At 64.8% G+C, this 26,120-nt stretch carries 21 protein-coding genes; 10 read left to right on the top strand and 11 right to left on the bottom strand.

All coding sequences use genetic code 11. From position 1 onward, the window contains the following. Nucleotides 1–185: 185 nt before the first annotated feature. Nucleotides 186–707, bottom strand: a complete 522-nt coding sequence (locus LRX75_RS22815) for a DUF992 domain-containing protein (RefSeq protein WP_132446692.1) — start codon at nucleotides 705–707, stop codon at nucleotides 186–188. Nucleotides 708–959: 252 nt separating this feature from the next. Between LRX75_RS22815 and LRX75_RS22810 the strand changes: the two genes are divergently transcribed. Further along, entirely contained in the window at nucleotides 960–1,583 is a 624-nt protein-coding gene (locus LRX75_RS22810) for a L,D-transpeptidase (RefSeq protein WP_231816877.1), read from the top strand. 192 nt (nucleotides 1,584–1,775) lie between these two features. Further along, nucleotides 1,776–2,726, top strand: coding sequence for a diacylglycerol/lipid kinase family protein (locus LRX75_RS22805; protein WP_231816876.1), 951 nt, complete (start codon nucleotides 1,776–1,778; stop codon nucleotides 2,724–2,726). A gap of 42 nt (nucleotides 2,727–2,768) precedes the next feature. Here LRX75_RS22805 and LRX75_RS22800 read toward each other — a convergent pair whose 3' ends face one another. The 3 genes from LRX75_RS22800 to LRX75_RS22790 all read right to left on the bottom strand — a co-directional run bounded on the left by LRX75_RS22800 (nucleotide 2,769) and on the right by LRX75_RS22790 (nucleotide 5,017). Beyond that, entirely contained in the window at nucleotides 2,769–4,268 is a 1,500-nt protein-coding gene (locus LRX75_RS22800) for an AMP nucleosidase (protein WP_231816875.1), read from the bottom strand. Between the two features lie 79 nt (nucleotides 4,269–4,347). Continuing rightward, complete coding sequence (locus tag LRX75_RS22795; protein ID WP_231816874.1) at nucleotides 4,348–4,686, bottom strand: YnfA family protein; 339 nt, start codon at nucleotides 4,684–4,686, stop codon at nucleotides 4,348–4,350. A 157-nt stretch (nucleotides 4,687–4,843) separates the two neighbouring features. Further along, nucleotides 4,844–5,017 carry a hypothetical protein gene (locus LRX75_RS22790; RefSeq protein WP_231816873.1) on the bottom strand — a complete coding sequence of 58 codons (174 nt, stop codon included), beginning with the start codon at nucleotides 5,015–5,017 and terminating at the stop codon, nucleotides 4,844–4,846. A 281-nt stretch (nucleotides 5,018–5,298) separates the two neighbouring features. Here LRX75_RS22790 and LRX75_RS22785 point away from each other — a divergent pair, with 281 nt between their 5' ends. Further along, nucleotides 5,299–6,000: a glutathione S-transferase N-terminal domain-containing protein gene (locus LRX75_RS22785; protein ID WP_231816872.1), complete on the top strand. Its 702-nt coding sequence runs from the start codon at nucleotides 5,299–5,301 to the stop codon at nucleotides 5,998–6,000. 136 nt (nucleotides 6,001–6,136) lie between these two features. Here the strand turns inward: LRX75_RS22785 and LRX75_RS22780 are convergent, their stop codons facing one another. Then, nucleotides 6,137–6,484: a DUF2147 domain-containing protein gene (locus LRX75_RS22780; protein WP_231816871.1), complete on the bottom strand. Its 348-nt coding sequence runs from the start codon at nucleotides 6,482–6,484 to the stop codon at nucleotides 6,137–6,139. Nucleotides 6,485–6,932: 448 nt separating this feature from the next. On the opposite strand from LRX75_RS22780, the gene LRX75_RS22775 reads away from it, so the two are divergent. Beyond that, nucleotides 6,933–7,199 (top strand): sel1 repeat family protein, encoded by a 267-nt coding sequence (locus LRX75_RS22775; protein WP_231816870.1) that lies wholly within the window; start codon nucleotides 6,933–6,935, stop codon nucleotides 7,197–7,199. A 139-nt stretch (nucleotides 7,200–7,338) separates the two neighbouring features. Here LRX75_RS22775 and LRX75_RS22770 read toward each other — a convergent pair whose 3' ends face one another. Next, complete coding sequence (locus LRX75_RS22770) at nucleotides 7,339–9,003, bottom strand: electron transfer flavoprotein-ubiquinone oxidoreductase (protein ID WP_231816869.1); 1,665 nt, start codon at nucleotides 9,001–9,003, stop codon at nucleotides 7,339–7,341. Nucleotides 9,004–9,328: 325 nt separating this feature from the next. Between LRX75_RS22770 and LRX75_RS22765 the strand changes: the two genes are divergently transcribed. The 4 genes from LRX75_RS22765 (at nucleotide 9,329) to LRX75_RS22750 (ending at nucleotide 12,264) form a co-directional block, all read left to right on the top strand. Then, on the top strand, nucleotides 9,329–10,627 hold the full coding sequence (locus tag LRX75_RS22765; protein WP_231816868.1) for an Hsp70 family protein: 1,299 nt from the start codon (nucleotides 9,329–9,331) through the stop codon (nucleotides 10,625–10,627). Between the two features lie 77 nt (nucleotides 10,628–10,704). Beyond that, a complete protein-coding gene (locus LRX75_RS22760; RefSeq protein ID WP_231816867.1) occupies nucleotides 10,705–11,667 on the top strand; it encodes a uracil-DNA glycosylase in 963 nt (320 codons plus the stop codon). Between the two features lie 165 nt (nucleotides 11,668–11,832). Then, nucleotides 11,833–12,009: a hypothetical protein gene (locus LRX75_RS22755; RefSeq protein ID WP_231816866.1), complete on the top strand. Its 177-nt coding sequence runs from the start codon at nucleotides 11,833–11,835 to the stop codon at nucleotides 12,007–12,009. A 114-nt stretch (nucleotides 12,010–12,123) separates the two neighbouring features. Further along, nucleotides 12,124–12,264 (top strand): hypothetical protein, encoded by a 141-nt coding sequence (locus LRX75_RS22750; protein WP_162742936.1) that lies wholly within the window; start codon nucleotides 12,124–12,126, stop codon nucleotides 12,262–12,264. Nucleotides 12,265–12,489: 225 nt separating this feature from the next. Here LRX75_RS22750 and LRX75_RS22745 read toward each other — a convergent pair whose 3' ends face one another. Further along, nucleotides 12,490–13,428 (bottom strand): DMT family transporter, encoded by a 939-nt coding sequence (locus tag LRX75_RS22745; protein WP_231816865.1) that lies wholly within the window; start codon nucleotides 13,426–13,428, stop codon nucleotides 12,490–12,492. 362 nt (nucleotides 13,429–13,790) lie between these two features. On the opposite strand from LRX75_RS22745, the gene pepN reads away from it, so the two are divergent. Beyond that, nucleotides 13,791–16,439: an aminopeptidase N gene (gene pepN / locus LRX75_RS22740; RefSeq protein WP_231816864.1), complete on the top strand. Its 2,649-nt coding sequence runs from the start codon at nucleotides 13,791–13,793 to the stop codon at nucleotides 16,437–16,439. 215 nt (nucleotides 16,440–16,654) lie between these two features. Beyond that, nucleotides 16,655–18,973 carry an ATP-binding protein gene (locus LRX75_RS22735; protein ID WP_420851255.1) on the top strand — a complete coding sequence of 773 codons (2,319 nt, stop codon included), beginning with the start codon at nucleotides 16,655–16,657 and terminating at the stop codon, nucleotides 18,971–18,973. A 4-nt stretch (nucleotides 18,974–18,977) separates the two neighbouring features. Here LRX75_RS22735 and LRX75_RS22730 read toward each other — a convergent pair whose 3' ends face one another. The 4 genes from LRX75_RS22730 to LRX75_RS22715 all read right to left on the bottom strand — a co-directional run bounded on the left by LRX75_RS22730 (nucleotide 18,978) and on the right by LRX75_RS22715 (nucleotide 25,865). Further along, nucleotides 18,978–21,926, bottom strand: coding sequence for a bifunctional [glutamine synthetase] adenylyltransferase/[glutamine synthetase]-adenylyl-L-tyrosine phosphorylase (locus tag LRX75_RS22730; protein WP_231816862.1), 2,949 nt, complete (start codon nucleotides 21,924–21,926; stop codon nucleotides 18,978–18,980). Nucleotides 21,927–22,022: 96 nt separating this feature from the next. Continuing rightward, entirely contained in the window at nucleotides 22,023–23,432 is a 1,410-nt protein-coding gene (locus tag LRX75_RS22725) for a sensor histidine kinase (RefSeq protein ID WP_113150184.1), read from the bottom strand. After that, nucleotides 23,429–24,142 carry a response regulator transcription factor gene (locus tag LRX75_RS22720; RefSeq protein ID WP_269456310.1) on the bottom strand — a complete coding sequence of 238 codons (714 nt, stop codon included), beginning with the start codon at nucleotides 24,140–24,142 and terminating at the stop codon, nucleotides 23,429–23,431. Before LRX75_RS22720 ends, LRX75_RS22725 begins: the two co-directional genes overlap by 4 nt. 142 nt (nucleotides 24,143–24,284) lie before the next feature. Further along, nucleotides 24,285–25,865, bottom strand: coding sequence for a Do family serine endopeptidase (locus tag LRX75_RS22715; protein WP_113150182.1), 1,581 nt, complete (start codon nucleotides 25,863–25,865; stop codon nucleotides 24,285–24,287). Nucleotides 25,866–26,120 lie beyond the last annotated feature (255 nt).

Raw genomic sequence — 26,120 nt, 5'->3', positions numbered from 1 at the left:
TAGATGGTTATCGTCCATTATAACCTCCGGTCTTCGATCACTTCGTGATCCAAGCCCGGTGGTTTCTTTCATACCGCGTAGAACTCTTCCAATCCTCCGCCATAGGCGGAGGTTTTCTTTTGTTAAAACGAAAAGAGCGCGCAGCGTGTGGCTGCGCGCTCTTCTCTCATTCCGTCGTGCGTCGATCAGTTGACCGAGGTCAGCGTCATCGACGTGCCGGCGGCCGCAATGTTCAGGCCGACCTGGCCCTGCAGGCTCAGGAGCTGCAGGTGGATCGAACCGGACGTGCCGCCGGCCAGGACGTTTGCGCCGACGCCGAGGCCGACGGTCGCTTCCGCGGAAGCACCCTGGTAGAGGCCGGCCAGCGAGCCATGGTGGTAGCCCGCCGTCGGGGCGAGAACGGCCCAGATCAGGCGGCCTTCCGTGGTGAAGCCGAGATCGACGCCCAGCTTGCGCATGGCGCCCGAATAGTCGTCGACAGGCTCGCCGTCGATGGTGGACTTGAAGGCGCAGTTGACCTCCTTGGACGAGCCGAGGATGTAACCGGCGCCACCGGCGATGGTGCAATCGAGATAGCCGATCTTGACGCCATTGCGGGCGCCCGAATCGGAATAGGACTGTGCGGGGGCGAGGTCGGCGGCCACGACCGGCAGGGTGCCGGATGCAATGGCTGCAGCGCAGACGATGCTGGCGAGGGGTTTGTTCATGATTGTCTCCTGTCAGAACGAGATACGGACATCGACCCGAGTTAGGGCGGAAATGCGTTTGGCCGTTCATAACGCGCGAGAGGCCGAAACGATCCGCTGCCGCCTGTGACCGGGATGTCACAAAGAATGACAGGCCGTCACGTTTCACGGAGCGTGCGGCGATGACAACGCTCGGTGGCGCGTGTTTACCCGCTGTTAACCATAAATTCCGCATTTTGGTCTCCACAGAATCACCACATTCGAGGCCAGACCATGTCCATCTCCCGCCGCGGCCTGCTGCTCGGCTTTTCCGCTCTTCTCGCCGGCTGTGCCGATACCGGGTCCGTCGCCCGGCTGAACTACGCGGCGCTTCCGGACGAGCGGTTTCCCCTGCCCGCCGTACCGCTGGACCAGATCGAGCCGGACCTGCGCCGGCAGGAGGTCGCCTATGTCTCGGCTTACGGGGCGGGCACCATCGTGGTGGATACGCCGGCGCGGCGGCTCTACTATATCCTCGGAAACGGCCGTGCCATGCGCTACGGCATCGGCGTCGGCCGCGAAGGCTATGCGCTGGCCGGCAACGCCTATATCGGCCGCAAGGCGGAATGGCCGAGCTGGACGCCGACGCCCAACATGATCCGGCGCGATCCCGGCCGGAACCTGAAATATGCCGGCGGCCTGCCGGGTGGCCCCAACAATCCGCTGGGCGCCCGCGCGATCTATCTCTATCGCAACGGCAACGACACGATGTTCCGCATTCACGGCACGAACCAGCCGCGGTCGATCGGCCATGCCATGTCCAGCGGCTGCGTGCGCATGCTCAATCACGATGTGGTCAATCTCTACGGCCGCGTGAAGGCCGGCGATCAGGTGGTGGTGCTGCAGGCCTCGGCCTGAGGGTCGATACCCTCGGCACTCTCGTGTGCGCGGATCCTGACTTCATTCGCGGATGCGAAATAAGCAGGGCCCGCCCGCCCATCGTCATCTTGAACCCTGTGACGGACGCCGCATATACGATCCGGCAAGAGGGACAGGCCGGGGTTTGCCCGGCTTCGCCCAGCCTTGTGCTCAGACACAGCCGGGATCCGCATGAAGCTCAAAGCCATACTGAACAGCGACGGCGGGACCTTTCGCACCACCGATATGGGCCTTTACACGAAGGCGATGGACGAGGCATTCCGCTCGGCAGGCCACGAGATCGAAATCGCCGTCGTGTCGGGCAGCGACATGGAAGCCGAGCTGAAGAAGGCGGCGAGCCGGGACGATCTGGATGCAATGATCGCCGGCGGCGGCGACGGCACAATTTCGGCTGCGGCCGGCGTCGCGTGGAAGAGCGGCCTGCCGCTCGGCGTCGTTCCCGCCGGCACCATGAACCTTTTTGCGCGCTCGCTGAAGCTGCCGCTCGATATCTGGAAGGTTCTCGACGTGCTGGCCAATGGCGAGGTCATCGACGGCGACATCGGCAGTGCCAATGGCCGCGCCTTCGTGCACCAGTTCTCGATGGGCCTGCATGCGCGCATGGTGCGCTACCGCGAATCCTACAGCTTCGCCTCACGCCTCGGCAAGATTTCCGCCAGCACCCGGGCGGCGATCGGCGTGGTCTTCAACCCGCCGCAGTTCAGAATAGAGTTTCGCGCGGATGGCGTGACGGAGCGGCGCAAGGTTTCGGCCCTCTCGGTGTCCAACAATCACTTCGGCGCCAATTCGCTGATGTATGCGGACGATCTGACCGGCGGTCATCTCGGCTTCTACACCGCCCCGCCCCTCACCCCGCCCGGCGTCGGCCGCCTCGTCTTCGACATTCTGCGCGGCAAGTTTCGCGAGAGCACGCTGATCACCGAGATGAGCGTCAAGCAGGTCGAGCTCTATTTTCCGGACGCCCGCAAGCACAAGATCAACTGCGTCATCGACGGCGAGCTGCTGCGGCTTCGCGGCGATGTGGAGATCAAGATCCATGCCGGCGAGCTGAAGCTGCTGGTCGGCAGACCGGTGGCACCCCAGGCCGCCGCCGTCGAGCCGGCGCCCGGCCTGACGGCCTGAACGCGGTCTACGCTCAAAACCGCTAGGCAACGCCTTCCGGCGCTACTGGAAGGCGGTCTCGAAGAAGCTGCGCAGTTTGCGGGAATGCAGCTTTTCCGGCGGCATGGCGGCAAGCTTCTCCAGCGCGCGAATGCCGATCTGCAGGTGCTGGCTGACCTGATTCTTGTAGAACGCCGTGGCCATGCCCGGCAGTTTCAGTTCGCCATGCAGCGGCTTGTCGGAAACGCAGAGCAAGGTTCCGTAGGGCACGCGGAAGCGGAAGCCGTTGGCGGCGATGGTGGCGGATTCCATGTCGAGCGCGATGGCGCGGGACTGCGAGAGCCGCTTGACCGGGCCGCGCTGGTCGCGGAGCTCCCAGTTGCGGTTGTCGATGGTGGCGACCGTGCCGGTGCGCATGATGCGCTTCAGGTCGTAGCCCTCGTAGCCCGTGGTTTCCGCAACGGCCTCCTGCAAGGCCATCTGCACTTCGGCAAGCGCGGGAATCGGCACCCAGACCGGCAGGTCGTCGTCCAGCACATGGTCCTCGCGGACATAGGCATGGGCCAGAACGTAATCGCCCAGCGCCTGACTGTTGCGCAGGCCGGCGCAGTGGCCGAGCATCAGCCAGGCATGCGGGCGCAGCACGGCGATGTGGTCGGTGATCGTCTTCGCGTTGGAGGGGCCGACGCCGATATTGACGACGGTGATACCGCCATGGCCCTTCTTCTTGAGGTGATAGGCCGGCATCTGCGGCAGGCGGGCGAGCGTCAGGTCGCTGTCCGGCTCGTCGGAGCCGGCTTGCGTCACGATGTTTCCCGGCTCGACGAAGGCTGTATAGCCATTGCCGCCTTCCGCCATCTGCTTGCGCGCCCAGACGCAGAACTCGTCGATATAGAACTGGTAATTGGTGAAGAGCACGAAATTCTGGAAATGCGCCGCGCTGGTCGCCGTGTAGTGGCTAAGGCGCGCGAGCGAATAATCGATGCGCTGCGCCGTGAACGGGGCGAGCGGAAACGGCTCGCCGGGGCCGGGCTCGTAGGCGCCGTTGGCGATCTCGTCGTCGGTGGTCGAAAGATCGGGCGTGTCGAACAGGTCGCGCAGGGGCACGTCGATGTTTTCGGCAAGCGATGCCTCGACATGCGCGCCCTCCCCGAAGGCGAAGTGCAGCGGAATGGGCGTGGAGGATTCCGACACGGTGATGCCGGTGCCGTGATTGCGGATCAGCAGGCCGAGCTGTTCCTTCAGATAGTGGCGGAAGAGCTTTGGCCGCGTGACCGTCGTCGTGTAGACGCCGGGCGCCGTGACGTGGCCATAGGACAGGCGCGAATCGACATGACCGAAGCTGGAGGTTTCCATGCTGACCTGCGGATAGCAGGCGCGGAAGCGGCTGGCGGCCACGCCCTTGCCGAGCGCCGTGAAGCCATCCACGAGGAACGTGGTGTTGCGCTCGTAGAGCGCCGTCAGCGCATCAACGGCCTTGACCGGATCATCGAATGTCTGCGGCTCGAAGGCCTCCGGCATGGCGGTGGGAAGGGCTTGGATGGAAGAGATTCGTGCGCTCATGCGGCATTATAGGACGCCGCAATTGACAAGCAAACGACAAAGGACGACGAACCCGCGCAATTGCCGAACCCGTTCGCGGCTATCCGCGTGAAGGCATGAGGATCACGAGCGTTCCGGCAAGGGCCAAGAGCACGCCCGCGAGATCGAAGCGATCCGGGCGAACGCCTTCCGCCAGCCACATCCAGAGCACGGCGGCCGCGATGTAGATCCCGCCATAGGCCGCGAAACTGCGCCCTGCCGCCGGCTGCGGGCTCATCGTCAGAAGCCAGGCGAAAGCGACCAGACTGGCGATGCCGGGGATGAGCCAGAATGCGGACCGGCCGAGACGCAGCCACGCCCAGAGGCTGAAACAGCCGGCGATCTCGAACAGAGCCGCAAGCGCATAGAGGAGGATGGTGGAGAGAGGCAGAGCGAACATGCCGACAGATGACCGGAATGTCGGAGCGGATACAAGCCCCGCTCACGCAGGCAGGCAGGCACCCGCCCGGGCGGTGCGTCAGCCGTGAAACCCGCCAGGCGGTGGCGGGTCCGGTTTCATTGTCGCGCCGGATCGGGCGCTGTCACGCGCGAGAATGTCAGAGCTTGGCCTGGCAGAATTGGGCGGTGTGGGCGGTGCAGTCGGCAAGCGTCGTGGTGTAATCGTGCTGGCGGCGGCGTTCGGTATCGGCGCTGACGGCGGCAGCCAGGCTCATGGCGAAGACGACCATGAGAGCGCTGATGATGGTGAAGCGGCGTGCAAGAATATCCATGACAGTCGATCCGTTCGAAGCAATGTGGGTTGGTGTTGGTTCGATGAACGTCTTTTCGCACAGCCAAACTGAATTTCAGCTGAGAGGTCGGTTCATGTGCCGTTCAGGTTGAATGCTGCATTGCAACGATTCTCCTTCCCGCCCCCTCCGGCGCGCTTCCTTCCGCAGCGTCTCTCCGGTGCGATCGGGACCGCTCATCGCGCGCGCGAACGGTTTCGGTTCGCGGGTTTCTGCGCTAGATTGGCGCCGAAACCGACGCATGCGAGAGACCGGAGACCACCATGTCCGCACCGATAGACCTCTACTACTGGCCGACCCCCAACGGCTGGAAGATCACCATCATGCTGGAAGAGCTCGGCCTTCCCTACGCGGTCAAATATATCAACATCTCCAAGGGCGAGCAGTTCGCGCCGGACTTCCTGAAGATCGCGCCCAACAATCGCATGCCGGCCATCGTCGATCCGGATGGTCCCGGCGGCGAACCGATCTCGGTGTTCGAGTCGGGCGCCATCCTGCAATATCTCGGCCGCAAGACCGGCCGCTTCTACCCGAGCGACGAACGGGCGCGTGTGGATGTCGATCAGTGGCTGTTCTGGCAGATGGGCGGACTCGGCCCGATGGCCGGACAGGCCAATCATTTCCGCCACTACGCCCCGGAAAAGATCGCCTACGGCATCGATCGCTACACCAACGAGGTCAATCGCCTCTACGGCGTCATGAACCGGCGCCTCGCGGATCGCGAGTTTCTCGCGATCGACTATTCGATCGCCGACATGGCCTGCCTGGGCTGGGTGCGCCAGTATGAAAGCGGCGGGCAGGATCTGAACGACTTCCCGCACCTCAAGCGCTGGTTCGAGACCCTCTCAGCCCGCCCCGCCGTCATCGCCGGCTTCGAGGTCGGGCGCGAGGAGCGCGAGCGGCAGAAGCACCTGTCGGAAGACAAGGATGCGCAGAAGATCCTGTTCGGCCAGCGCGCGCAGTAGATTGGGTCAAAAGGGACTCCACCCTTTCGTCCCGAACCTCTGCGCTCCCGGCTTTCCCGGCGAACCGGGAAAGCTCCGTTCCCTTATCGCCACCGCATGACGCGGGGCGACGCCAGCCGGTGTCGCCCGGATCTGTCTAGAGCCGGCTCCAGGTCTGGCTCTTGCAGAGAACCTTCAGCACGCAACCCTTCAGCTTCAGCTGGTTGCCGGCGACCGCTGCGGAGCCGCTATAGGTCTTGTCGTTGTCGGGGTCCGTCACCTCCCCGGTATAGCTCTCGCCCGCGCCCGATAGCGTGCCGATCTTCTTTCCCGCATGCTTGCCGGTTTTCACCGTGATGCAGAAGTTGCCGCCGCAGGTGGCGATGACGGCGGTTTCGCCGCTTGCCGTCTTCCAGTTGCCGACGATCGGCTCTGCCGCGAGAACGGGCAGCGCGAGAAGTGCCGAGCCCAGGATAGCGGCCGACAGGATCCGTGTGATCTTCATGAAATCTCCCTCCAAAAGACGCCTCCCGAGCGTCTCCGCCTAAATTACGTGAACGTAAAAGGAATGTCAAAAGGGAGATTCGAAAAGATCGCGCAGGCCGATCTTTTCTGGCCGCGGCAGTCCCTGTGCGTTTCGTGGTGAACAAAGCGTTGAAATCGAGATGTAAAAGATCCGTAAAATTCGAGACGAAAGCCCGGCATCGCAAGGTGCGGGATGTTTAATGAAAACCCAAGTTTACCAATCGTTTGAACTTCGTTTGCCGCGAGTTAAGCATGCATTTTAAGCGGGAATTGAAGGCCGTGCCGCATACTTCAACCCATAAGACGAGCGGGGACGAACACTCCGCCGACAACCGCCGGAATATCAAGCGCCCCGCAGAGGGCCGGGCTTTCGGAGGCAAGACAGGGACTGCACGCAGAAACGATCGACCGAAACAGGGACACCGACAATGGCACGCTTCGACCTTCAGAATTTCACCTACGCAACGATCGCCGGCGAAAACCGCGCGGAAGCCTTCTGCAACATGGGCCTGATGTACGCCACGGGCCGCGGCTGCGACATCGACGTCGTCGCCGCCCACAAGTGGCTGAACATCGCCGCCATCAAGGGCTCCGAGCGGGCCGCGGAACTGCGCGCCGATCTTGCCGCCACCATGTCGAAGGCCGATCTCGCCATCGCGCTGCGCTCGGCCCGCGAATGGATGACCGTGCATTGATCGATCCTCGCAAAGAAAAACCCTCCCTTCCCGCAGGTCCGACGTTCCGTCAGGCCGGGGAGTGGAGGGTTTTTCGTTTTTAAGGAATCCGCAAAGGCGTCTTCGCGCCTCGCATGAGCCTTACATATTCGGATCGACCCTACATGTTGGGATAGACCGGGCCCTCGCCGCCCTGCGGCGGAACCCAGGTGATGTTGCCGTTCGGGTCCTTGATGTCGCAGGTCTTGCAGTGAACGCAGTTCTGCGCGTTGATCACGAAGACTTCCTCGCCGTCCTTTTCCACCCATTCATAGACACCCGCCGGGCAATAGCGTGTGGAGGGTCCGGCATAGATGTCGTGCTCGGAGCGCTTCTGCAGCTCCATGTCCTTCACCTTCAGGTGGACCGGCTGATCCTCCTCATGGTTGGTGTTGGAGAGAAACACCGAGGACAACCGGTCGAAGGTCAGCACACCATCCGGCTTCGGATAGGCAATCTTCTTGTGCTTGGCCGCCGGCTCCAGGCTTTGGGCATCCGTCTTGCCATGCTTCAGCGTGCCGAAGAACGAGAAGCCGAAGAGCTGGTTGGTCCACATGTCGAGACCGCCGAGCGCGACGCCGGCCACCGTGCCGAGCTTCGACCAGAGCGGCTTGACGTTGCGCACGCGTTTCAGGTCCTGCCCGATCGGGCCGGCACGCCACTCGTTTTCAATCTCCACCACCTCGTCGTTCGCCCGACCGGCCGCGATCGCCGCGGCGATCTTTTCGGCCGCCGCCTTGCCCGAGAGGACGGCGTTGTGGCTGCCCTTGATGCGGGGAACGTTGACGAAACCGGCGGAACAGCCGATCAGCGCGCCGCCGGGGAAGGTCAGCTTCGGCACCGACTGATAGCCGCCTTCGGTGATCGCGCGCGCGCCGTAGGACAGGCGCTTGCCCCCCTCGAAGGTGCCGCGGATGGCCGGATGCGTCTTGAAGCGCTGGAACTCCTCGAACGGATAGAGATAGGGGTTCTTGTAGTTGAGGTGCACCACGAAGCCGACGGCAACCGTGTTGTCCTCGAGATGATAAAGGAACGAGCCGCCGCCGGTGCTCAGACCCAGCGGCCATCCGAAGGAGTGCTGCACCAGGCCCTGTTTGTGGTTCTCCGGCTTCACCTGCCAGAGTTCCTTGATGCCGATGCCGTATTTCTGCGGTTCGCGGTCCTTCTGCAGGTCGTAGCGGGCGATCAGCTGCTTGGCGAGCGAGCCGCGCACGCCTTCGCCGATCAGCACATATTTGCCGCGAAGCTCCATGCCGCGGGCGAAGTTCGGGCCGGGCTCGCCGTTCTTCTCGATGCCCATGTCGCCCGTGGCGACGCCGACGACGGCGCCCTCCTCGTTATAGAGCACCTCGGTCGCGGCAAAGCCGGGATAGATCTCGACACCGAGCTCTTCCGCCTTGCCGGCCAGCCACCGACAGACATTGCCGAGCGAGACGATGTAGTTGCCATGATTGTTCATGAGGGGCGGCATGGCGAAGTTCGGCAGGCGCAGCGAGCCTGCGGGCCCGAGCAGCAGGAACTGGTCCTCCGTCACCTCGGTCTTGAAGGGATGGTCCGCCTCGTCGCGCCAACCGGGCAGAAGGGCATCCACGCCGCAGGGATCGACCACGGCGCCCGAGAGGATATGCGCGCCGACCTCGCCACCCTTTTCCAGCACCACAACCGTAAGTTCCGGGTTTACTTGCTTCAGCCGGATCGCGGCGGACAGGCCCGCCGGGCCGGCCCCCACCACGACCACGTCGAAATCCATGCTCTCCCGCTCCGGCATTTCCTGTCTTTCGCTCATGATCAGCCTCCGCTTCGACGGCCTTTGCCGCGCCCGTCTCCATGGGTCGTCATGTCAAATAAGAGCAAGCTTGTCGAGCCGATGTGCGTCACGAAGCGGCGCGTTGCCGCCTCTCGCGCGTGTTTTCGGCGGCGGGCGCTCTTGTTTTTGAGGGCGGGCCATGCGAGGGAGCGGCATCCCCACAGCCGATAACGGCGACCGTTTCCATTCCCGCAGGCCCGCCGCGACGGGCCGGCCCATGCTCGCGATCGACAGACCTTGCCGCGCCCGGACCCCCGGCGCTCGACCTGTCGTCGCTGGGCGATCCCCATGAGGAGAGACAACCATGACCCAGTCGCTCGGCTTTGACTTCGGCACCACCAACTCCGTCCTCGCCGCCGTCGAGCACGGAAAAACACGGGCAATCGACTTCGACAGCCCCGCCGGACGATACGACACGATGCGCACCGCCCTGTCGTTCATGAAGCATCCGGACCTCGGCGCGCAGGCTCTGCAGATCGAGGCGGGACAGGCCGCCATCCGCACCTTCATCGACAATCCGGGCGACGCACGCTTCCTGCAGTCGATCAAGACCTTCGCCGCCAGCCCGCTTTTCCAGGGAACGCTGATCTTCGCACGGCGGAATGGATTCGAGGATCTGATGCGCGCATTCGTCGCACGTCTGAAGGGCTATGCCGGCGACGCCTGGCCCGTCGAGGGCACCCGCATCGTGGTCGGCCGGCCGGTGCGCTATGCCGGCGCGAACCCGGACGACGCCCTGGCGCTGGAGCGCTACCAGATGGCGCTCGGCACCTTCGGCTTCTCGGATATCCGCTATGTCTACGAGCCGGTGGCCGCGGCCTTCTACTTCGCCCAGACGCTGAAACAGGATGCGACGGTGCTGGTCGCGGATTTCGGCGGCGGCACGACCGACTATTCGCTGATCCGCTTCGAGACCCATGCCGGCGTGCTGTCGGCAACGCCGATCGGCCATTCCGGCGTCGGCGTGGCGGGCGATCATTTCGACTTCCGCATCATCGACAACCTCGTCTCGCCGCTGATCGGCAAGGGCACCCAGTTCCGCTCGTTCGACAAGGTGCTCGACGTCCCCTCCGGTTACTACGCGAATTTCGGACGCTGGAACCAGTTGTCGATCTTCAAGACGCTCAAGGACTTCGCGGATCTGAAGCAGCTCGTGCGCTCCTCGCTGGAGCCGGAAAAGCTGGAGGCCTTCATCGACCTCATCGAACATGACGAGGGCTATCCCCTGTATCAGGCCGTTTCCGCTGCCAAGATGCGGCTTTCGTCGGAGGAGGAGACGGAGTTCTTCTTCGCGCCGCTCGGCGAGCGCAGCCGCAAGATCGTGCGCCGCGCCGATTTCGAGCAGTGGATCGCGCCGGAACTCGGACGGATCGAGAGTGCGCTGGACGAGGTGCTGGAGAAGACGAACACGGCGGCCGGCGCGGTGGACAAGGTATTTCTCACCGGCGGCACCTCCTTCGTGCCAGCCGTGCGGCGCATGTTCGAGCGCCGGTTCGAACGCGGACGCATCGAGAGCGGCGGCGAACTCCTCTCCATCGCCCATGGTCTCGCGCTCATCGGCGCGCGGGACGACATCGACCTGTGGACAGCGGAGGCGAACTGACGCCCGGTGCGGGACGCAGGCGCCTTCACGGCATTTGCCGCTTTCATGCGCGGCGGCGCTTCTGTAAACCTTCTGCCATGACCTCCCCTGACGAGACACGGTTTTCCGACGGACCGACCCTGGATGCGATGACGCCGCACGAGCTCGCGGCGCTTCTGCATTTCCATGCGGATTCGGGGGTGGAGTGGCTGCTGGAGGACGATCCGATCGACAGGATCGCCGCCTTTGCCGAGAGCCAGACGGCGCGCGGCGCGGCTGGATCCGGCGCCCGCGACGGGAGCACGGCGGGAGCCCTGCAGAACGCGCAAAGCTACGGCGCATCAGCGCCCAAAAATGAAGCGACCGGCCGTGCCCAACCGCCCGCTGCGGACAAGCCGCAGACGCGGGGCAAGGCCGAGCCCGCACCACGCCCCGTCTCCACCCGCGTCGCGATCCCCGACGAGCAGGCCGTGGCCGAGGCGCGGATCGCTGCCGGTTCGGCGCAGACGCTTGCCGACCTGAAACGCGCGCTCGACAGCTTTACCGGCTGCAACCTGCGCAACAGCGCCCGCAACCTCGTCTTTGCCGAGGGCGATCCGGCCCCTGGGCTGATGATCGTCGGGCCGGGACCGAACGGCGACGACGACCGCGAGGGCCGCCCCTTCGCCGGCCGGCAGGGCGACCTTCTCGACAAGATGCTGGCGGCTGTCGGGCTCGACCGGTCGGGCGTGCTGATCACCAACGTCATTCCCTGGCGTCCGCCCGGCAATCGCATGCCGTCGGCGCGGGAGCTGGAGATCTGCCGGCCGTTCCTCGACCGGCAGTTCGCGCTCGCCAAGCCCCGGCGCGTGCTCGTTCTCGGCAATTTCGCGGCGCGATTCTTCTTCGGCGGCACCGACACGATCCACGAAATGCGTGGCGACTGGCGCACCATCATGACCGGCGGCGAGACATTCCGGGCGCTGGCCACCCTGCATCCGCAGGACCTGATGTCCGCGCCGATCTGCAAGCGTCTCGCCTGGCAGGACCTGCAGATGTTTACCGCGGACGGCCACTCCTGACGCCCGGCCGTCACGACGCTTTTTTCAATTGCGAAGAAACGATGAATGGCAAAGGGAAAAAGCCATGCAAGTTGCGCATGGCAGCAACCCGGCATCGCGGCTTGTGAAAATCATGGTGCAGCGCAATATAGGCTTACGGGGGGAACGGAATTTAAGGAACTGACAATGAACACCCGTCCGCGCCCTCTGCATTGCGGCTTCGAAACGCTCCGTCGCAGTGGCTCTGCCCTCCGCACGTCGTTCAACGGCTTCGGCTCGGCCGCAAACGAACAAATGACGGCTGCCGGCTACGCCCGCGCCGTACGTCCCGCCAGCCTCTACGCCGACTTCATCCAGCGCTGATCGACGGCGCATTTTCGCGCCTCCAGCACCCGGCTCGCCTCATCGCAGGCGAACATCATTCGACGCACCATCTGTTCGGGCCATCCTCCCGGACGAGATCGAAAGGATCATCCCATGGCCATCCGCGCTTTGAACGCTCTTGTTTCCGACATCCGGATCGCCGTGCGTGCTTCCCAGACCTTTTCGGACCTGAGCCGCGATGCCCGCGCCGCGTCGGACACCAACCGCGGTTCCTTCGGCCTGCTGCCGCGCTAAGGTCTTCGGCGTCCCGCCGTCCTCGCCGCACGGTCGGCAAGGAATTCTGAGAGCCGACGCGCTCGCCTCCGGCATCGGGACAGGCATTTTCCGATCTGGTCGGGCCTGTCTCGCCTCTTTTTTCAGCAGGCCGCGCCGCCCCGATCGCGAGAGCGCTTGTCTGCGCGCCTTCGAGGCTGACCTCGAACACACTCCCCCGACTGTCCTCCCCGCGCCGCTTCGACGTCACCCTTGCGGTGTGACGTGCTTGCGTGCGGCCTTTCGCTCCAGGCCCAGCCGGTGTTCGCGCAGGATGATGAAGATGCCGGCGCCGATGACGATGGCGGTCCCGATGAGCATGGTGACGGTGGGCACGTCGTCGAAGAGCCAGTAGCCGATCACCAGTCCGAGAACGATCGAGGTATATTCGAACGGCGCGATGGTCGACATATCGGCATAGCGATAGCTCTGCGTCAGCAGCAATTGCGCGACACCTCCGCAAAAACCCGCCGCCATGAGGAAGAGGAAGGCGCGCCAGCTCAGCGGCTCCCATCCGAAGGGCAGCGTCAGCAGCGAGAACAGGGAGGCGGACAGGGAGAAATACAGGACGATCGTGTGCGTCCGCTCGTTCATCACCAGCTTGCGCACGAGCACCATGGCCGTCGCGCCGAGCGCCGCCGAGAGCAGCACCGACAGGGCGCCATAGGCGGCGCCGGCATCGCCACCGCCGCCGGCAAACAGCGTCAGACGCGGATAGGTGATGATCATCACGCCGACGAGGCCGACGATGACGGCCGACCAGCGATAGATGCGCACGACCTCCTTCAGGAACACAGCGGCGAAGACGACGGCCAGAAGCGGCATGGCATAGCCGATGGCGATGGCCTCGGGCAGCGGCAGATGCGTCAGGCCATAGAAGCCGCAGCTCATGGCGAGAATGCCGATGAAGCCGCGAACGAGGTGGCCGAACGGATCACGCGTGCGGAAGGCGGTGGCGAGATCGCCCCTGATCGCGAGGTATCCGAGGATCGGCACCATCGCGAACGCCGAGCGGTAGAAGGTGATCTGACCGGTCGCGATCCCGTTGCCGGCCGACTTGATGAAGGTCGACATCGCCACGAAAACGAGAACGGAAGACACTTTGAGAGCAATGCCCAGAAGCGGGTTGGGCTCGTCGCGATCCATAAGATCGGTCCTGCATGCATGAGGAGGGAAGGCAGCCGGAGGCGGCGCGGAGAATCGCAAGCCTACTGCATAAATCCCCGAACCGGAATCGGCTGAGGCGGAAATTTGCAGATATCCGCGCAGCGGACGGTTCGCGCCGCAGCGTTGCTAGCGAAGGCTTACGCATTCTGCGCGGCGGACAGCAGCTCGCCGCGCACGTTTTGGTAATAGTGATTCGAAAAGGATGAAGTCCGTCCCAAAATGGCTTATTGCTTAAAATCTTGTTAGGCCGAACCGCGTAATTGTTCAGGTCTTTTATCGGCACTGGCCATCGCATCGGCGCGGTCGGCTTTTACAGAGTGCCCCGGGGAGCAAAACGACACATGCGGACGGACACGGGCGAGATCATCCACCTCGAAGACTATCAGGCGACGGACTTCGTGCTTGAACGCGTCGATCTGACCTTCGAACTGGATCCGCTGGAAACCAAGGTCGAAGCCCGTCTGATCTTCCATCGCCGCGAAGGCGTGGCGGCCGACCGCCCGCTGGTGCTGGATGGCGACGAGCTGAAGATGACCGGCCTGCTGCTCGACCAGGAGCCGATCGCGGCCGATGACTATACCGAGACCGCGGAGACGCTGACCATTCGCGGCCTGCCGGACAGCACGCCCTTCGAGATCACCGTCACGACCGAGTTGTCGCCGCAGACCAACACCAAGCTGATGGGCCTCTACCGGACGAACGACGTCTACTGCACCCAGTGCGAAGCCGAGGGTTTTCGCCGCATCACCTTCTTCCCCGACAGGCCGGACGTGCTCGCCGTCTACACGGTCAACATCATCGCGGACAAGGCGACCGTGCCGCTGCTGCTCTCCAACGGCAATTTCCTCGGCGGCGCCGGCATGGGCGACGGACGCCACTTCGCCGCCTGGTTCGATCCGCATCCCAAGCCCAGCTATCTCTTCGCGCTGGTCGCCGGCGATCTCGGCGTGATCGAGGACAGCTTCACCACCATGTCCGGCCGCGAGGTCGTGCTGAAGATCTATGTGGAGCACGGCAAGGAGCCGCGCGCGGCCTATGCGATGGACGCCCTGAAGCGCTCGATGCGCTGGGACGAAGAGGTCTTCGGGCGTGAATACGATCTGGATATCTTCATGATCGTCGCCGTCTCCGACTTCAACATGGGCGCCATGGAGAACAAGGGGCTGAACGTCTTCAACGACAAGTACGTTCTGGCGGACCCGGAAACCGCGACGGACCAGGATTACGCCAATATCGAAGCGATCATCGCGCACGAATATTTCCACAACTGGACCGGCAACCGCATCACCTGCCGCGACTGGTTCCAGCTCTGCCTCAAGGAAGGCCTGACGGTCTATCGCGACCATCAGTTTTCCGCCGACCAGCGCTCGCGCGCCGTCAAGCGCATCGCCGAGGTTCGCCATCTCAAGGCCGAGCAGTTCCCCGAAGACGGCGGGCCGCTTGCCCATCCCGTCCGCCCGACGCGCTACCGCGAGATCAACAATTTCTACACGACGACCGTCTACGAGAAGGGCTCGGAAGTCACCGGCATGATCGCCACCCTGCTCGGGCCCGATCTCTTCAAGGCCGGAATGGATCTGTATTTCGAGCGCCATGACGGACAGGCCGTCACGATCGAGGATTTCGTCCGCTGCTTCGAGGCGGCGAGTGGCCGGGACCTGACGCAGTTCGCCCTCTGGTACCACCAGGCCGGCACACCGCTCGTCAGTGCATCCGGGACCTACGACGCGAGCCGTCAGACCTTCACGCTGGCGCTCGAGCAGACCGTGCCGCCGACACCCGGCCAGAGCACCAAGCAGCCGATGCATATCCCGCTTCGCTTCGCGCTCATCTCCGAAGACGGCACGATCCTCACCGCATCCGGCGTCTCGGGCGCCGAAGTGACCGGCGACGTGCTGCATCTCGTCGAGCGCAGCCAGAGCGTGACGTTCGAAGGCATCGCCTCCCGTCCCGTCGTGTCGCTCAATCGCGGCTTCTCCGCTCCCATCAACCTGCATTTCGAAAAATCCTCGACCGACCGTGCCCGGATCGCCCGTTTCGAGACGGATCTCTTCGCGCGCTGGCAGGCGCTGAACGACATGGCGCTCGACGCGCTGGTCGCGGCCACGGCAAGTGTCAGGGCCGGCACGCCGGTCATCTGCGACCAGGCCCTCATCGACGCGCTCATGGCGACCGTCTCGGACGACACGCTGGAGCCGGCCTTCCGCGCCCAGGCGCTGGCCTTGCCGAGCGAGTCGGATATCGCGCGGGAAATCGGCCGGGACAACGATCCGGACGCCATCTTCGCCGCCCGTCGCGCGATCATGACGGCGATCGCCACGGCCGGCCGGGAGACGTTTGCCGGTCTGTTCGAGACCACGCGCTCGACCGAAGCGTTTTCCCCGGATGCCGCAAGCGCCGGCCGCCGTGCGCTGCGCAACAGCGCGCTCGCCTATCTCGTTCTGGCCGAAAACACGCCGGCACGCGCCGTCGAAGCCTTCTCGGCCGCCGACAACATGACCGATCTCAGCCAGGCGCTGACCATTCTCGTCCATCGCTTCCCGGACACGCCGGAGGCCGCGGCGGCGCTCGAAAGCTTCCAGACGCGGTTTGCCGACAATGCGCTCGTTCTCGACAAATGGTTCACCGTCCAGGCGACCATTCCGGGTGCAGCGACGCTGGAGCGCGTCGAGGCCCTGATGGGGCATCCCCTCTTCAACGGCCTCAACCCCAACCGTGTCCGCGCGCTCGTTGGCACCTTCGCCTTCTCCAACGCCACCGGCTTCAACCGGGCGGACGGCAAGGGCTACCGGTTCCTTGCACGCCAGATCCTCGACATCGACCCGCGCAACCCGCAGCTTGCGGCGCGCCTCCTGACCTCGATGCGGTCCTGGCGTTCGCTGGAAGCCGGGCGTGCCGAGCATGCCCGTGCGGCGCTCGGCGAGATCGCAGCTGGCGCGAAACTTTCGCCCGATGTCAGCGACATCGTGGAACGCACGCTCAAGGGCTGATCCGCGCGATCAGCCCCGTTAAATTCTTGATTCCTTTCAGCGACTTACGTTGAAAATCGGGTTCGCGGCACGGCAAGCTGCGAATTCGCACCAGTGAGAACTGGTTAACGTCCCGTTACCCTTTTCGCTGGACAAGAAGAATCCGAATTGATTCATTGAGCCAGATTCGGGCGAGCGGCGCGTCGAATCAAGCGAGGTTCAAAGATTTGACGAAGATGGCGGAAGCGCAGCAGATGCGCGCGGCCGGGGATCGGCTGCGTCCACGATTCCCGGGCCTTGCGGGGCTCGAGCAGGGTTTCCTGCGGCATGTGCGCACCCTTGCCGCACCGGCCTCCCTCCGGCTGAACAAGGCGGAGCCGCTCCTCAAGCGCTCCATCCCCGTTCTCATCACGGCGTTCCTCATCGTGGTCGCCATCTCGCGCATCAGCGGCATCGTCAACGAATACGCGCGGATGGAAAACAGCGCCCGCCAGACGACCGTCATGGCGGCAACGGCCGCCGAAGCCACCCTTGCCCCGCAGGCGCATCTCCTTTTCGACCAGGCCGAACGCGCGCCGGTCGAGCAGACGCTGAACGACCTCCTCTCCCCCGACATGCTGGAACCCGGCGCCTTCGCGCTCGCGGTGCGCAATGACGGGCGCATCTTCGCGTCCTCCTCGGAGGGCAAGCTGTTTACCGGTCGGGCGCTGTCGGCCATCTCGCCGGAGATCGCCGCCTTCCAGTATTTCGGCGAGCGTTCAACCGTCATGAACGCCTTCATCGGTGGAGACGAGTACCTCGTCGCCTTGATGCAGGTGGGCGAGAAGGCGGGCACGCTGATGGTTGCCACGCCGCTCGCCCATATGGATCGGCTCTGGCGCGACGAGGTTTCGCTGAACGTCACGCTGTTTGCCGGCATTTCCGCGATCCTGCTCGTCGTGCTCTACGCCTATTACATCCAGGCCAAGCGCGCGCGGGATGCCGACCAGATCTTTGCCGAGTCGAACCTGCGCGTCGAGACCGCGCTGTCGCGCGGGCGGTGCGGGCTCTGGGATTTCGACATGCCGAACCGCCGGCTGTTCTGGTCGCGTTCCATGTATGAAATGCTGGGCATGACGCCGCAGGGCAGCGTTCTCTCCTTCGGCGATGCCGCCCGGCTGATGCATCCCGACGATACCGGCCTCTACAAGGTCGCCCGTTCCATCGCCCGCGGCGATACCCGCCACATCGATCATGTGTTCCGCATGCGCCATGCCGACGGGCATTACGTCTGGCTGCGCGCCCGTGCGCAGGTCATCCGCACCAGCGGCGATCGCGTGCACCTCATCGGCATCGCCATGGACGTGACGGAACAGCATCGCCTCGCCCAGCGCTACGCCGAGGCCGACCAGCGGCTGGCGGATGCGATCGAATGTACGTCGGAAGCCTTCGTGCTCTGGGACAAGCACGACCGGCTGGTGATGTGCAACACGCACTACCAGCAGGCCTACCAGCTTCCCGACAGCGTGCTCGTGCCCGGCACCGAGCGCTCGGCCGTCAATGCCGCCTCCGCCCGCCCGATCATCGAGCGACGGATCGCCGATCCGGATCGCGCCAATCATTCCTCGACCTCGGAGGTCCAGCTGGCCGACCAGCGCTGGCTGCAGATCAACGATCGCCGCACGCGCGACGGCGGCCTCGTCTCCGTCGGCACCGACATCACCCTCCTCAAGCGCCATCAGGTCCGTTTGCGCGAATCCGAACGCCGGCTGATGGCGACCATCGGCGATCTCTCGACATCGCGCATGACGCTGGAACACCAGAAGTCGGAACTGTCGATCGCCAATGCCAACTATCTGGCGGAAAAGCAGCGCGCCGAAGCCGCCAACCGGGCGAAGTCCGAATTCCTCGCCAATATGAGCCACGAGCTGCGCACGCCGCTCAACGCGATCCTCGGCTTCTCGGAAATCCTGAAGCACCGCATGTTCGGTCCGCTCGGCTCCGACAAATACGGCGAATACGCCCTCGATATCCACGACAGCGGCAAGCACCTTCTGAACGTCATCAACGACATTCTCGATATGTCGAAGATCGAGGCCGGGCAGATGCGGATCGACCGCGAGCGGATCGACCTTGCGCCCCTGATCGAGGAAACCCTGCGGCTCACCACCATCCCCGCCACGCAGAAGAACATCAGCGTTATCCACCAGGTCTCCTCGGGCCTGACGATGGTCGCCGACCGCCGGGCGATGAAGCAGGTGCTGCTCAATCTGCTGTCGAACGCCGTCAAGTTCACCAACGAGGGCGGCCGCATCTCGCTGAGGGCGCGCAAGGTCTCCGGCGCGGTCATGCTGACGATCGCCGATACCGGCATCGGCATTCCCCGTTCCGCCATGCGCAAGATCGGCCTTCCCTTCGAGCAGGTTCAGAGCCAGTACGCCAAGAGCAAGGGCGGCTCGGGCCTCGGGCTTGCCATCTCCCGGTCCCTGACCACGCTGCATGGCGGGCGGATGAAGATCCATTCGGCCGAAAACGTCGGCACGATCATCTCCGTGCGCATTCCCGACTCGGTCTGATCCGTCAATCGGCAGCGAGCGCGAGGAAGATGCGGCGCACGGCCTTCGTCAGCCGCCGCAGTTCGGCCTCCAGCACCTTGATGTCCGGCGCGTCGCCTGCCCGGCAGAGCCGCTCGATCAGGCCGGCCGGAGCTTGCTTCGGATCGAACGGGCCGTCGATGCAGAGACGGATGATCTGCGAGAGATCGGTCATCAGGGCCAGCGCCCGACGCATGAGCGTCAGGTCCGCATCCGGCAGAAAGCGCGGGCCCAGCTGCTCCAGCACGCCGGCCGTCGGCAACCCGCAGGCCGGCAAGGCTCCGCCCTGCGCGGCCGCCAGCAGAAATATCAGTTGCGCCGAGAACTCGATGTCCACGAGACCGCCGGGGATCAGCTTGAAGTCCCAGGCGTTCTCCGGCGGCTTTTCCGCTTCCACCAGCACGCGCATCTCGCGCACGTCCTTGCGCAGCACCTTGGGGTCGCCCGGTTTCGCGATGATCGCCTGGATCGCATCCGCCGTCGCCTGCATCATGTCCGCGTCCCCCGCGATGGGGCGGGCACGGGTCAGGGCCATGTGCTCCCAGGTCCAGGCTTCGTCGCGCTGATACTTCACGAAAGCCGGCAGACGGGTGGCCACGGGGCCCTTGTTGCCCGAAGGGCGCAGCCGCATGTCGACCTCGTACAGCACACCCTCGGCCGTCGGCGCGGACAAAGCCGCGATCAGCCTCTGCGTCAGGCGGGCATGGTAGCGGGCGGCGTCGAGCGGGCGGGGCCCGTCGGAATCCGCCGCGTCGCCATCATGATCGTAGATGAGGATCAGGTCGATATCGGAACCCGCCGTCAGCTCGCGGCTGCCGGCCTTGCCCATCGCAATCAGCGACGCGCGGCTGCCTGCGATCTCGCCATGCGCCTCGGCAATCTCGCGGCGGACCGCCATGAAGGTTGCGGCAACCAGAATCTCGGCGAGGTCCGTCAGGGCATGGCCGGTGGCCGGACCGTCGATCACGCCGGTCAGCAGCCGGATGCCGATGAGGAAGCGCTGCTCGGAGGCGAAGATCCGCAGGCGGTCGAGGCGGTCCTCGTAGTGGCGGGCGGTCGAGAGAAAGTCGTCGAGCCTGCGCGCCAGATCCGCCCGCTCGGGCATCTCGTCGAGCACGCGCCGGTCGAGCATGCCGTCGAAGACATGGGGCTTGCCCGCGATGATATCGGCGAGCCGGGGTGCGGCCGACATGATGGTGACGATCAGGGAAAGAAGGGCCGGGTTTTTGCCGAGCAGCGAGAAAAGCTGGATGCCGGCCGGCAGCTTGGCGAGGAAGGCATCGAACCGCAAGAGCGCCTCGTCGGCCCGCCGGCTCTCGCCGAACACCTTCAGGAGCCGTGGCGTCAGTTCCGTCAGCCGCTCGCGCGCCTCGACGGACTGGGTCGCGCGATAGCGGCCATTGTGCCAGGTGCGCATCACGCGGGCGATGTCCTGCGGCCGCTCGAAGCCGAGGCCGTGGATCGTCTCCAGCGTCTCGGGGTCGTCCTTCTGGCCGGTGAAGACGAGATTGCCCAGCTCCGAGGACAGTTCGGCCTCGCGCTCGAACAGCTGCACATAGCGCCGCTCCACCGTGCGCATGACGTGCGAAAGCGCGTCGGCAAAGCTCTTCGTGTCGGCAAATCCCGCCATTAGCGCGATCCGCTTCAGCTCGGCCTCGAGGGTCGGAAGCGTGTGGCTCTGCTCGTCGCGCACCATCTGGATCCGGTGCTCGACATCGCGCAGGAACCAGTAGGCCTGCGTCAGCTCGTCCCGCGTCCCCGCGTCGATCCAGCCGGCCTCCGCCAGCGCGGCCAGCATGGCCTCCGTCTCGCGCCCGCGCAGGGCCGCGGCACGGCCGCCGGCGATCAGCTGCTGGGTCTGCACGAAGAACTCGATCTCGCGGATGCCGCCGCGGCCGAGCTTGACGTTGTGCCCCTTCACCGCGATCTCGCCATGGCCCTTATGCGCATGGATCTGCCGCTTGATGGAGTGGATGTCGGCAATCGCCGCGTAATCGAGATATTTGCGGAAGACGAAGGGGCGAAGCGCCTTCAGGAACCGCTCGCCGGCCTCGAGATCGCCCGCGACAGGGCGCGCCTTGATATAGGCCGCCCGCTCCCAGTTCTGCCCGCGTCCCTCGTAGTAGATCAGCGCTGCCTCGACCGGAATGGCCAGCGGCGTCGCGCCCGGATCGGGTCGCAGGCGCAGGTCCGTGCGGAACACATAGCCGTCGCCCGTGCGCTCCTGCAGAATCCGGACCAGCCGGCGCAAAAGCCGCGCGAAGATGTCGGACGCGTCGAGACGATCGGCGAAACCGAGCGCCTCCGGCTCGTAGAAGACCACGAGATCGATATCGGAGGAATAGTTCAACTCGTCGGCACCGAGTTTGCCCATGCCGAGAACGATGACGCCCGAGCCGCTACTCGGCCGCGCTTCGTCGCCAAGCCGGATCTTGCCCTGACGATGCGCGCCAAGAAGCAGGTGGTCGATCGTGGCGGAGGTGGCGGCGGCCGCGAACCGGCTGAGCAGCCGCGCACTGTCGCGCGCCTCCGTCAGCCGCGCCAGATCGTGCAGCGCAAGCGCGAACGCCGCCGTTCGCTTGCCCCGCCGCAGGCGCTCCATGAGCAGGCCGTCGGTCACGTCCGGCCCGCGCCAGCTGTCCCGCGCCTGGCCGATGGTGTCGTCGAGAAGCGGCCCGAGAGGCTCCGTCACCACTCTCAGGAGCAGTGCCGGATGGGCCATCGCGATATCGCGCAGATAGGGAGACAGGGAAAAAGCCGCAACGAGGAAATCGCGCAGCACAGGCGCCTCCTCCAGAAGCGACTGCAGCAGAGGCTCGGCCTTCGCCATCGCTTTCAGATCGGCATTGACGCTGCGCGCCTCGCTCTGGCTCATCGGCTTCAGCGTGCATGTCGCCAATGCCGCGAGCCGCATCGGCTGCTCCTGCCCGGTCATGAAACCTCCCGATCACGACGTTTGCCAACGTCCCATACAGCATCTCGCCCGAAAGGGTGTAACGGTTTCGGGTAAACGCCATGCGTCAGGAGAGCGTCAGGTCGGACCCTGCGGGAAAACCATCTCCGTCGTCAGACCCTTTGCGCCCTCTGCCTCGGGACGCGTGCTGCCGAGCGCAAGGCTGCCGTGATGCAGCTCCATGACGGCCTCCACCAGCGACAGGCCGAGCCCCGTCCCGGGCTTCGACCGGCTCTGGTCGAGTCGCACGAAGCGCTGCACCACCACCTCCCGCTTGTCGTCGGGCACGCCGGGGCCGAAGTCCGCGACGGAGACGACAGCGGCGCCATCGCGCCGGAACAGCCGGACGAGGATGCGTGGGTCGGTGGCCCCTTCGGAATATTTGATGGCATTGTCGATGAGATTGCCGAGGGCCTGGCCGATCAGCTCGCGGTTTCCCGTGACGGAGATGCCCGGTTCGACCGCGGCTTCCAGCGCCAGCGCATGCTCGTCCGCCAGCGGCTCGTAGAGCTCGACGCAATCGGCCACGCTCTGCGACAGGTCGACCTCGCTCATCTCGGCAGCCGACGAGCCGGCCTCGACGCGGGAGATCATCAGCAGCGCGTTGAACGTGCGGATCAGTTGGTCGGACTCGTTGATGATCTCGTCCATCGAGCCGCGATAGCCGTCGATGGAAGTGTTGTGGGACAGAGCCGCTTCCGCCTTGTTGCGCAGGCGCGTCAGCGGCGTCTTCAGGTCGTGGGCGATGTTGTCGGAGACCTGCCGCAGCCCCTCGTTCAGCTTCTCGATGCGGCCGAGCATCGCATTCAGCGATTCCGACAGCCGGTCGAACTCGTCGCCGGAACCGCTCATCGGCAAGCGCTGCGACAGGTCCCCGGCCATGATGCGCGTGCTCGCATCCGACATGCGGTCGATGCGCTTCAGCGCGTTGCGGCCGATGGCAAACCAGATGATCAGCGCGCCGATGCCCATGACGCCGAGTGCGACCATCAGTGCCTGACGAACGAGAACGCGAAATTTCTCCGGCTCCTGCAGGTCGCGGCCGACGAGCACGCGCAGGCCGTTGTCGAGAAAGAGAACATGGGCGAGCGCCACATGGCGGTCCTTGCCGTTCTCGTCGGTATAGCGCTGATAGGCGAAAGCCTCGTCGGTCCAGCCCTCCTTGTCGAGCAGGCCCGGCTGCAGCGAGGCGACGTTGCCCGCCAGGATCTCCCCCGTCGGTCCGGCGATCACGTAGAGCGCCGCACCCGGCTGGCGCGCGCGGCGCTCCAGCGTCCGCAGCAGGCCGTTGATGCCGGCGCGCCCGTAGATCGCCTCGATCTGCGACACTTCGGCGCTCACCGCATCCTTGGTCTGCTGGTCGAGCAGCCGCTGCGACATGCCGGTGACGTAGAAGACGAGGAAGGCGGCGCAGAGCGAAAACAGCACGAGATAGAGCGCCGACAGCCGCACGGCCGTCGTGCGCATCAGAATGCCGACGCGGCTCATGCCTCGGCGCGCCCCTCGACCTTGGGTTCGTCCTTGATCATGTAGCCGGCACCGCGAACCGTGCGCAGCAGCGGCTGGTCGAAATCCTTCTCGATCTTGGCGCGCAGCCGCGACACATGCACGTCGATGACGTTGGTCTGCGGATCGAAATGATAGTCCCAGACGTTTTCGAGCAGCATGGTGCGCGTCACCACCTGCCCTGCATTCTTCATCAGATATTCGAGCAGCCGGAATTCACGCGGCTGCAGCAGCAGTTCCCGCCCCTGCCGCTTGACGGTGTGGGACAACCGGTCGAGTTCGAGATCGCCGACCCGGTAGATCATGTCCTGCTCCGGCGCGCCCTTGCGCCGGCCCAGCACCTCGATGCGGGCCAGAAGCTCGTTGAAGGCGTAGGGCTTCGGCAGGTAGTCGTCGCCGCCCGCCCGCAGCCCCGTCACCCGGTCGTCCACCTGGCCGAGTGCGGAGAGAATGAGCACCGGCGTGTGGATGCCGCGCGCGCGCAATTCGGTGATGACGGACAGGCCGTCGCGGCGCGGCAGCATGCGATCGATCACCACGACGTCGTAGCTGTTTTCGCTCGCCATGAACAAGCCGCTCTCGCCGTCGCTCGCGTGGTCGCTGACGATGCCCGCCTCGCGGAACGCCTTGGAAAGGTAGGCTGCGGCCTCGAGGTCGTCCTCGACAATCAATATCTTCATGTGGCTGACCATACTGCCGGTCCCGTCACTTTCACAGTGTTTCCTTGAAAACGAAACAGGTCTGGGAACGGCGACGCCGCGAAACCTCGTCGATTTCGCGGCGCGCCATCACGCTATCTCGGCGTGATCGACATTAGTCGATCGCGCGGCGTGATCAGCCCTGGTCGATCGGCAGCGCGATGAAGCGGCTGGCATTGTCGGCCTGGATCTGGAACAGCGCCTTGGAACGGCCGTCCTTCTTGGCCTGGCTGATCACCTTCAGGATGTCGTCGGCCGACTTCACTTCCTGATTGTTGACCGAGACGATCTTCTCGCCCTGCTTCAGGCCGCGATCGCTCGCATCGCTGTCCGGATCGACCTGCGAGATCGTCACGCCCTGTCCGTCTTCCGACGGCGCCACCGTCACCCCGAGATCCGCGAGAGCCTTTTCGCTGGCCGGCTGCGAGGGTTCGTCCGGCTGGGTCGTTTCCGCCGCGGCTTCCTGCTTGTCGTCCGGCAGGGTGCCGATCACCAGCTTGACGCTCTGCGACTTGCCGTCCCGCCACAGCGAGACATCGACCGAGCTGCCCGGCTTCATCGCGCCGATCTTGCGGGCCAGCTCACGCGGTCCCTTGATCGGATCGCCATCGACCGCGGTCACGACATCGCCCTTCTTGATCCCGGCCTTTTCGCCCGGCGAACCCGGCTGCGGCTCGACCACCAGCGCACCGCTCGCTTCCGCAAGGCCGAGGCTGTCGGCGATGTCCTTGTTGACGGGCTGGATCTGCACACCAAGCCAGCCGCGCGAGACGCTGCCGTCCTTCATCAGATCCTCGACCACGTCCTTGGCGACGGAGGCGGGAATGGCGAAGGCGATGCCGACATTGCCGCCCGAGGGCGAGAAGATCGCGGTGTTGATGCCGACCACCTGGCCTTCGAGGTTGAAGGTCGGGCCACCGGAGTTGCCGCGGTTCACCGCCGCATCCACCTGCAGATAGTCGTCATAGGGGCCGGAGCCGATGTCGCGGCCACGCGCCGAAACGATCCCCGAGGTCACCGTGCCGCCAAGGCCGAAGGGGTTGCCGACCGCGACCACCCAGTCGCCGACACGCACCTTGCTGTCGTCGGCGAAGCTCACATAGGTGAACTTGCGCTTGTCATCGACCTTCAGCACGGCGAGGTCGGTGCGGCTGTCCTTGCCGACCAGCTTGGCATCGAGTTCGGTGCCGTCATTGAGCACGACCGTGAAGGCCGAGCCGTCGCTGACGACGTGGTTGTTGGTGACGAGGTAGCCGTCTTCAGTGATGAAGAAGCCGGAGCCCTGCGAGGTCGGACGCAGGCGACCTTCGCCACCCTTGCCGTGCGGGCCGCGTTCGGCGCGCGGACCGTTCGGCCCGTGCTGCGGGCCACCGTTCGGGCCGCCGAACTCGCGGAACAGACGCTTCAGCGGGTGATCTTCGGGAAGATCGTCGAAGCCGCGACCGCCGAAATCGAACGAGAAACCGTTGGAGGCATCCTCGGAAACCGGGTTGGCGCGGCTCTGCACGCGGACGGACACGACGGCCGGGGAAACGGCATCGACCACATTGGCGAAGCTCGGAACCTGCTGCGGCGCCGTGATGCGGACGGGCTCTGCAAAGGAATTCGTGATCGCGGCCGGAATGCCCGTCGAGAGCATGACGGCGGCCAGACCCGCGACGCTGGACGTCTTCAGGACGGTCTTGAGGGAGGGGCGGAAGGAACGTGTCGTTGTCATCCTGATGTGCCTTTTCTTCTCTGCTCTGGCTGTGACTGGAGGGAAACAACCGATGACGACAGAAATAGGCGCCCGCACCTTACGAGGGAATGTCTGGGGCATGAACATTTGGTAATGTTGGCTTTTTGCTAGAGTCTGTCAGGCTGTTATTGCACCATACCCTGCGTGTCGCAGGTACGCGGCGCATTCTGTTGGGCTGAAGTGAGTGAGGAGGCTTCCGACCTCGCGCCAAGCCTCCTCGATCGTTCGGCGGTC

It is taken from the genome of Rhizobium quercicola (genome assembly GCF_021168455.1).
In the GTDB taxonomy this organism is placed as follows: domain Bacteria; phylum Pseudomonadota; class Alphaproteobacteria; order Rhizobiales; family Rhizobiaceae; genus Ferranicluibacter; species Ferranicluibacter quercicola.
This window is presented reverse-complemented; position numbering and strand designations above follow the sequence as displayed.

Bases quoted from the DNA above. Each gene is read 5' to 3' on its own strand.
- LRX75_RS22815 (WP_132446692.1), bottom strand. From the start codon at position 707: ATGAACAAACCCCTCGCCAGCATCGTCTGCGCTGCAGCCATTGCATCC.
- LRX75_RS22810 (WP_231816877.1), top strand. From the start codon at position 960: ATGTCCATCTCCCGCCGCGGCCTGCTGCTCGGCTTTTCCGCTCTTCTC.
- LRX75_RS22805 (WP_231816876.1), top strand. From the start codon at position 1,776: ATGAAGCTCAAAGCCATACTGAACAGCGACGGCGGGACCTTTCGCACC.
- LRX75_RS22800 (WP_231816875.1), bottom strand. From the start codon at position 4,268: ATGAGCGCACGAATCTCTTCCATCCAAGCCCTTCCCACCGCCATGCCG.
- LRX75_RS22795 (WP_231816874.1), bottom strand. From the start codon at position 4,686: ATGTTCGCTCTGCCTCTCTCCACCATCCTCCTCTATGCGCTTGCGGCT.
- LRX75_RS22790 (WP_231816873.1), bottom strand. From the start codon at position 5,017: ATGGATATTCTTGCACGCCGCTTCACCATCATCAGCGCTCTCATGGTC.
- LRX75_RS22785 (WP_231816872.1), top strand. From the start codon at position 5,299: ATGTCCGCACCGATAGACCTCTACTACTGGCCGACCCCCAACGGCTGG.
- LRX75_RS22780 (WP_231816871.1), bottom strand. From the start codon at position 6,484: ATGAAGATCACACGGATCCTGTCGGCCGCTATCCTGGGCTCGGCACTT.
- LRX75_RS22775 (WP_231816870.1), top strand. From the start codon at position 6,933: ATGGCACGCTTCGACCTTCAGAATTTCACCTACGCAACGATCGCCGGC.
- LRX75_RS22770 (WP_231816869.1), bottom strand. From the start codon at position 9,003: ATGAGCGAAAGACAGGAAATGCCGGAGCGGGAGAGCATGGATTTCGAC.
- LRX75_RS22765 (WP_231816868.1), top strand. From the start codon at position 9,329: ATGACCCAGTCGCTCGGCTTTGACTTCGGCACCACCAACTCCGTCCTC.
- LRX75_RS22760 (WP_231816867.1), top strand. From the start codon at position 10,705: ATGACCTCCCCTGACGAGACACGGTTTTCCGACGGACCGACCCTGGAT.
- LRX75_RS22755 (WP_231816866.1), top strand. From the start codon at position 11,833: ATGAACACCCGTCCGCGCCCTCTGCATTGCGGCTTCGAAACGCTCCGT.
- LRX75_RS22750 (WP_162742936.1), top strand. From the start codon at position 12,124: ATGGCCATCCGCGCTTTGAACGCTCTTGTTTCCGACATCCGGATCGCC.
- LRX75_RS22745 (WP_231816865.1), bottom strand. From the start codon at position 13,428: ATGGATCGCGACGAGCCCAACCCGCTTCTGGGCATTGCTCTCAAAGTG.
- pepN (WP_231816864.1), top strand. From the start codon at position 13,791: ATGCGGACGGACACGGGCGAGATCATCCACCTCGAAGACTATCAGGCG.
- LRX75_RS22735 (WP_420851255.1), top strand. From the start codon at position 16,655: ATGGCGGAAGCGCAGCAGATGCGCGCGGCCGGGGATCGGCTGCGTCCA.
- LRX75_RS22730 (WP_231816862.1), bottom strand. From the start codon at position 21,926: ATGACCGGGCAGGAGCAGCCGATGCGGCTCGCGGCATTGGCGACATGC.
- LRX75_RS22725 (WP_113150184.1), bottom strand. From the start codon at position 23,432: ATGAGCCGCGTCGGCATTCTGATGCGCACGACGGCCGTGCGGCTGTCG.
- LRX75_RS22720 (WP_269456310.1), bottom strand. From the start codon at position 24,142: ATGGTCAGCCACATGAAGATATTGATTGTCGAGGACGACCTCGAGGCC.
- LRX75_RS22715 (WP_113150182.1), bottom strand. From the start codon at position 25,865: ATGACAACGACACGTTCCTTCCGCCCCTCCCTCAAGACCGTCCTGAAG.